Origin of the sequence: Rhodococcus sp. 06-156-4 (assembly GCF_002259345.1) — a bacterium.
GTDB lineage: Bacteria > Actinomycetota > Actinomycetes > Mycobacteriales > Mycobacteriaceae > Rhodococcoides > Rhodococcoides fascians_E.
The window spans coordinates 67,149-73,638 of sequence record NZ_NPGB01000038.1 but is presented as its reverse complement, the minus strand read 5'-3'; the positions used below and the strand labels follow the sequence as shown (position 1 = coordinate 73,638).

General features: G+C 60.1%; 6 protein-coding genes. All 6 read left to right on the top strand.

The features are described 5' to 3' along the window. The first annotated feature begins 4 nt into the window (after positions 1–4). Genes CH290_RS28255 through meaB form a run of 6 tightly spaced genes read left to right on the top strand, consistent with a single transcriptional unit; the run spans position 5 to position 6,196 of the window. Complete coding sequence (locus CH290_RS28255) at positions 5–265, top strand: phosphopantetheine-binding protein (RefSeq protein ID WP_032382025.1); 261 nt, start codon at positions 5–7, stop codon at positions 263–265. Beyond that, positions 262–1,845 carry an AMP-binding protein gene (locus CH290_RS28250; RefSeq protein ID WP_015586172.1) on the top strand — a complete coding sequence of 528 codons (1,584 nt, stop codon included), beginning with the start codon at positions 262–264 and terminating at the stop codon, positions 1,843–1,845. The genes CH290_RS28255 and CH290_RS28250 overlap by 4 nt, the downstream gene beginning before the upstream one ends. After that, complete coding sequence (locus CH290_RS28245; protein ID WP_015586173.1) at positions 1,842–3,686, top strand: condensation domain-containing protein; 1,845 nt, start codon at positions 1,842–1,844, stop codon at positions 3,684–3,686. Before CH290_RS28250 ends, CH290_RS28245 begins: the two co-directional genes overlap by 4 nt. Further along, entirely contained in the window at positions 3,670–4,992 is a 1,323-nt protein-coding gene (gene ccrA / locus CH290_RS28240; protein WP_015586174.1) for a crotonyl-CoA carboxylase/reductase, read from the top strand. The genes CH290_RS28245 and ccrA overlap by 17 nt, the downstream gene beginning before the upstream one ends. After that, positions 4,989–5,444, top strand: a complete 456-nt coding sequence (locus CH290_RS28235) for a cobalamin B12-binding domain-containing protein (protein WP_015586175.1) — start codon at positions 4,989–4,991, stop codon at positions 5,442–5,444. The genes ccrA and CH290_RS28235 overlap by 4 nt, the downstream gene beginning before the upstream one ends. Continuing rightward, on the top strand, positions 5,441–6,196 hold the full coding sequence (gene meaB, locus CH290_RS28230; protein WP_015586176.1) for a methylmalonyl Co-A mutase-associated GTPase MeaB: 756 nt from the start codon (positions 5,441–5,443) through the stop codon (positions 6,194–6,196). Before CH290_RS28235 ends, meaB begins: the two co-directional genes overlap by 4 nt. The last annotated feature ends 294 nt before the right edge of the window (positions 6,197–6,490 follow it).

The following is a 6,490-nucleotide window of genomic DNA, read 5'->3' as shown; positions in this document are numbered from 1 at the left end:
AAATATGAGCAAACAACGGATGGCTACCACTATTACGAGTTTCTGGGAACGGGCTCTCGGCGAAGAAAATCTCACGCTCGATGACAATTTCTTCGATTTGGGCGGTGATTCGCTCACGGCCGCGAAAATCCTTGCCCTTATCCAGCGGGAGTATGGGCTGCAAGCGGAATTGCATCTAATTTTTAACAACCCCACCATCGAAGAATTCGTGGAGGCCGTTGATGAAGAACTAGCAGGGGTAGCGCCGCGGGGAGAAGATGCATGACCGCCCCAAAATTCAAGTCACTGTGGGGAGGTCCGGCGACACCCGATTGTCACTTAACTGGATTTGTTCGCCGTGTCACCCACGATCCGGGGCGTACGGCTGTAGTCGACGCCGATCGTTCGTACACCTACGGAGAACTGGCAGCTTGGGCGCAAACGGTGTCGTCCAACTTGACGCTGGCCGGCGTGAACGTAGGAGACCGGGTTGCGGTATCGCTTCCGCGAGGCGCGGGTGCAGTCGCTGCATTACTCGGGGTGCTGCTGCATGGAGCGACGTACGTCCCGTTGGACCCCGAGTACCCCGTGGAACGGATTCAGTTCATGGTGGATGACTGCGCACCTCGCGCCCTAATCGCCACCACGCGATCACGTGTGAACCACCACGCCCCGCTGGTCGACATCGGGCTGCCCCCCGGAGTAACCCAACCGATCGACCTGCGCGCCGTCGCGTGCGATGCCGCACTTCCGGTCTACATCATCTACACATCCGGATCGACCGGCTGGCCGAAGGGCGTAGCGCTGAACCATCTCTGCATCGACACAATGGTCGATTGGCAAACATCCCACTCACCCCACCCCGAACTACGCACCGCACAGTTCGCCCCGCTAAATTTCGACGTCTCGTTCCAGGAGATATTGGGCACGCTGTGCGGCGGCGGCACGCTTGCGATCATGCCGGAGAAGCTACGCCGTGAACCAGCCCAATTGCTTCGATGGCTCTCCGATCAACGAATCGAGCGGCTGTTCGTCCCATTCGTTGCGTTGCAGATGCTGGCAGTGACGGCCCAGCGGGACATGCTGGCGCAACTGTGCTTGGTCGAGGTAAATACCGCCGGTGAGCAAGTAGTGTGCTCGGAAGATATTCGCGCAATGTTCGCATGTATGCCCGGCTGCCGGCTGGTCAACCACTACGGACAAAGCGAATCCGCCATGGTGACCTCGCACATCCTGGGGCCCGATCCGTATGCCTGGCCCAATCTGCCACCAATCGGCGAACCCCTGCCGGGATGCGAACTACTCATCGCGCCGGAAGTTCCAGAAACTCCGAACATCGGAGAGCTTCTCGTATCCGGAAATCCATTGTCGGATGGATATCTGGGGCGTCCCGAGCTGACAGTGGAGCGCTACGTCAGCATCCTTCCCTCACCAGCCGGTAACACCCGAGCCTTCCGTACCGGTGACCTGGTGGAGCTGACAGACAGCGGCTTGCGCTTCCTATCCCGAATGGACAGCCAGATCAAAGTGCGGGGAATCCGCGTTGATCTCCTAGAAATCGATGCGCAGTTGCTAACAGCTCCCGACTTCGCTGCAGCGGCGACGGTCATGGTGGTGACTAAGTCCGGCCATGCCAGCCTGCGCGCCGCAGTAGTCCTTCGTGAGGGCTGCACCGGCCCAGTCGAGGCCAACGCTCTTAAGCGACTACGCAAGGTACTGCCCGAGGTTTCGGTCCCTGTTTCGGTGACGGAACTGCCCGAACTGCCCAGGACCCCCAGCGGGAAGGTTAATCGTGAGAGAGTCGCTGAGCTCATCGCAGATGACTGCCGGCGGCGTCGCCGACACAGTCAGGGCGGTGACGAATGACCACAATCCTGCACGATAGGCCCGCCGATGCGGGCCAATACGCACTCTGGGCCGAAGCCACGATTGATCCCTCGATTAGTGGCGGCGGATATTTCGTGGCGACCTTTCGCGGTGTACTTGACGAGCATCACCTCGAGGCCGCTGCGCGCGCCGTGCTTGAACGACACGAGCCGCTGCGGTCGGTGCTGCGGCTTGTGCGGGGACAGTTGCGCCAGTGCGTCCTGCCGGCACTTGAGGCATGTTCTTTCGAGCGCGCCACTATCCCATGCGAAGACGGCTCCGAGTCGGCGGCGGTCCGAGAATGGTGCAAGCAGCGCGAACAGGACAAGCGCTGGGACCTAGCCACCGAGGCACCAATTCGTTTCCAACTTCTAACCCATGCTCCCAACCGCTGCTCGATGGTCTTCGAGGCTCATCACGCCGGCTTTGACGGGCGCAGCAAGTTTATTGTCGCCCGCGATTTCTCGAACTATCTGGGGAAACTGAGAATCGGCCATCAAGTGAATCCGACGCCGCTGGCCGCGCCCAGTACGCCCGTTGCCACGGAGGCAGTCACCGCGGAGGCCATCGAATTTTGGCGTACTGCTATCGACAAACGGATGCCCTTGACACTTCCCGAGGGCGGCCGTCTGGGGCAGCGGTCCATTGCTGCCTCGCCGACAATCGAACTGGAGCCCTCAGCGGTTGCCGCCCTTCGCGCGATCGCTCAAAACCTGCAGGTGAGCACATTCACGATGCTTTTCGCAGCGCTCACTCGACAAATGACGGCTTACGACAACATTGATCCGGTGTTGTCTGTGGCTTCGGACGTCAGTGACGAACACACCGGACATGTCGCCGGCTTGCAAACCAACGTGGTCCCCGTATCCATCGAAACCTCCCGCCAGATGGCGACGGAAAAATCCGTTGCCTCGGCCCGCCGGGCGCTCACACACTTGGCTCGCTATCGCCGCGTCCCGTTCGTGGACCTGGTGTCCGGTGTGCCCGGCAGACCCCTCGCTCGGCTCAGTACTGAGCTCGGCCTGTCATTTCCCCGTCCGCCAGCCCAACTTGACCTGGAAATCCCCGGCCTACGTTCGGAGTGGGAGTTTTTCACGCCAAACACAAACGCTGCTTTGGCCAGAACGCTGCAGATCCGTGCGCACTGGCCGCAGTGCCGGGTGCGGCTCGACTATCGCCAGGATCTGATGGGTGCAGCGGAAGCAGAAATATTTCTTGCCGATTTTCGCACTGCTGTCACAGATCTCGCTTCAGACCGAGAAACATCCTTGGTCAGCTCTACGAGCAAAGTCCGGCCCCGAGCAGCCGGCGCGGGGACCCCGTACATCTGTGCTGGCGTCCGCGCGGGGACACTATGTAACGACGACGCTCCCCACCCTCCGCGCTTGATGCCATCGGACGGTGTGAGATTCACCGTGCGTGGCCGGTCGGAACAGTTACTGCCCTGTTGTATAGCGGGCACGATCTGGGTTCATCTCGCCGACGGCCGCGAGGTTTGCACCGACGACTGTGGGTACGTCGCGGCAGACGGCGAGATGCGACACCTAGGACCTCGGGAGGGTCGGTGGATCCGCACCCGAAGCCTCATTGATGCCTCCGCAGTCGCCCGCGTCGCCCGAACCCACACTTGGGTACGAGAGGCGGAAGTGCAGCTGGTGAGGGGCCGTACCGACACCGCGGTGCTCAGTGTGTCTGGACCAACTCGCAATGTCCCGAGCGCACGAGAAATCCGAGCACATCTGCGGACTTTTCTGCACGCCAGTGATCTGCCTGGACGTATCAAAATCACCTGTACCGACACCCTACCGACGAACAAGGATGACAATGAACGAACTCTCTGAAGCTGTAATCGCGGGTGCCTCTCCGGACGTACTTGAGAGCCTTCCCGTCCCACCTGAATACAACGCCGCCTACCTAGATGTAGAAGACATCCAGATTTTCGCCGGCGTCGAGGACAAAGACGTTCGAAAGTCGATTCACCTCGGCAGTGTGCCCATGCCGGAACTTGCTCCTGATGAGGTGTTGGTCGCTGTTATGGCAGCGGCGATGAACTACAACACAATCTGGTCCGCTACCTTCGAGCCGATCCCCACTTTCAACTTCCTGCGGCACTACGCAAAACAGGGCGGCTGGGCCTCTCGTCACGACCAGCCGTACCACGTACTGGGGTCGGACGCAGCCGGGGTGATCGTGCGCGTCGGGGCCGGTGTGCGCAAGTGGAAGGTCGGGGACCATGTCGCCGTAGGGACGGCTCATGTCGATGACCAGGAACCGCTCACCCATCACGACGGCATGCTCGGCCACGAGCAGCGAGCATGGGGGTTTGAGACAAACTTCGGAGGCCTCGCTGACTATGCGGTCGTCCGCGCGAGTCAATTACTACCCAAGGCAGCGCACCTCACCTGGGAAGAGGCTGCCAGCAACCCATTGTGCGCGGGAACGGCCTACCGGATGCTCGTCAGCGAGCGCGGTGCCAACATGCGTCAAGGCGATGTAGTCCTCATTTGGGGCGCGGCGGGTGGCCTCGGTGGCTACGCCGTGCAATTCGTCCGCAACGGCGGCGGCATACCAATCGGCATAGTCAGCTCGGACGCAAAAGCCGAGGTCGCCCGCAAGCTTGGCTGTGAGCTGGTCATCGATCGGCGCGAGATCGGTGAGATTTCCGCTGACCCGGACGCCACCGTCGCGGCAGGAAAACTGCTGGGCAAGATCATCAGGCGAGAGATCGGAGAGGATCCGAACATCGTCTTCGAGCACGTTGGCCGCGAGACCTTCGGCCTCTCGGTATTCGTGGCCCGCCGCGGCGGCACAATCGTCACCTGTGGATCGAGCACGGGTTACCAACACACGTTCGACAACCGCTACTTGTGGATGCGCCTGAAAAGAATAGTAGGCAGCCACGGGGCGAATTTGTACGAGCAGTGGCAGACGAACCGCCTCATCCAGCGCGGCCAAGTGCAACCTATGTTGTCTGAAGTGCACCCGTTTCAAGAGACACCAGAAGCCGCACGCAGGATTCAACTAAACGAGCACCTCGGCAAAGTTGGCATACTTTGCCTAGCACCCTCGAGTGGGCTCGGTGTCACCGACGTCGACCTGCGTTCCCGGATCGGCGAGGCGCGGATCACACCGCTGGTGACGGCATGACAGCTCCGAACCCGAGCTTCGACGCAGGAAAGGCCGAAGGCCGCGTGCATCGTGTCCGAGTGGTGGTTGCCAAACCTGGGCTGGATGGCCACGATCGCGGTGCCAAAGTGGTGGCGCGCGCACTTCGTGATGCCGGCATGGAAGTTATCTACACCGGATTGCGTCAGACACCCGAGCAAATCGTCCGCACCACTTTGGAAGAGGGTGCCGACGCTGTCGGTCTGTCACTGCTATCGGGCGCTCACATGGAACTGGTACCCCGCGTAATCGAGCTGTTGGCCGAGAATAACGCGATGGAGATACCCATCTTCTGTGGCGGCGTCATTCCACCTGGAGACGCACGCAAGCTCGCTGAAATGGGAGTGCTCCGGGTCTTTACCTCTCGGGATTCCCTTCAGGAGATCACCCGTTGGGCACAAACGAACCTACATCCGCTCAAGGAGACGGAGTGACGAGGCACCAGAACTGTCAGACCTTGGAGTCTGCACGGCAAGGCAATATCAGGGCGCTGGCGCAACTAATGACTCGCGCGGAGAACTACGCCATCACTGAGGTTGACGTCATCTCTCCGGCTGCACCGGACCACCCCCGAACCGCCTGTACGGTGATTGGCTTGACAGGTCCTCCTGGTGTCGGAAAGTCGACGTTGATTTCATGTCTTATCGCCGAGTACCGCAAGCGGGGTCAGCGCGTGGCAGTGCTCTGCTTTGATCCGTCATCGCCGATAACCGGCGGTGCGCTCCTCGGTGACCGCATCCGTATGCAGGAGCACTCAGATGATCCCGGAGTTTTCATTCGGTCAGTGTCCAGTCGTGGCCATCTCGGAGGACTTTCGGCCACGGCCAGGACAATGATCGCGATCCTGTCTGAGATCGAATTTGACAGGATCTTGATCGAGACGGTCGGAACCGGGCAGTCAGAGGTGGAAATCGCATCAATCGCGGACGACACCATCGTTGTTCTAGCGCCTGGAGCAGGTGACGGCATCCAAATGGCCAAGGCTGGTGTTCTGGAAATCGCCGACCTCTACGTCGTAAACAAGGCAGATCAGAACGGAGTCCACGCAGTACTTCGCGAACTCCAGGCCGTGATCGAGCTTGGTCAACGCGACGTCCCCATTGTGACGACTACCGCCAGCCGTCAAGAAGGGGCCGCCGAGGTAGTTAGAGCCCTTGAGGCCAAGCGAAAATCTCCTATGACGTAGAGCTGGAGCAGATCGTTCCTCCAGTCATTACCTCTGCCGCGCTTTGCAAAGCAGCGAAGCTTTGGGCCACCGTTAGGTGATCGAAGTCTGCGACATCGACGGGGACACCTGCATGGCACGAAATCACCTGCGCAGCGGCTTGAACTGGGCCCGAGTCAAGGGTTGGGCTGAATTTGACGACCTAGGCAACCAAGCAAAGTAGGGACTGTTGGCAGAGTTCAGATTGACTGATCTTGTAAATATCAGTCAGACAAGCGGATTCGGTCATGTCAGCATGTTGCATAGCGAGCAGTT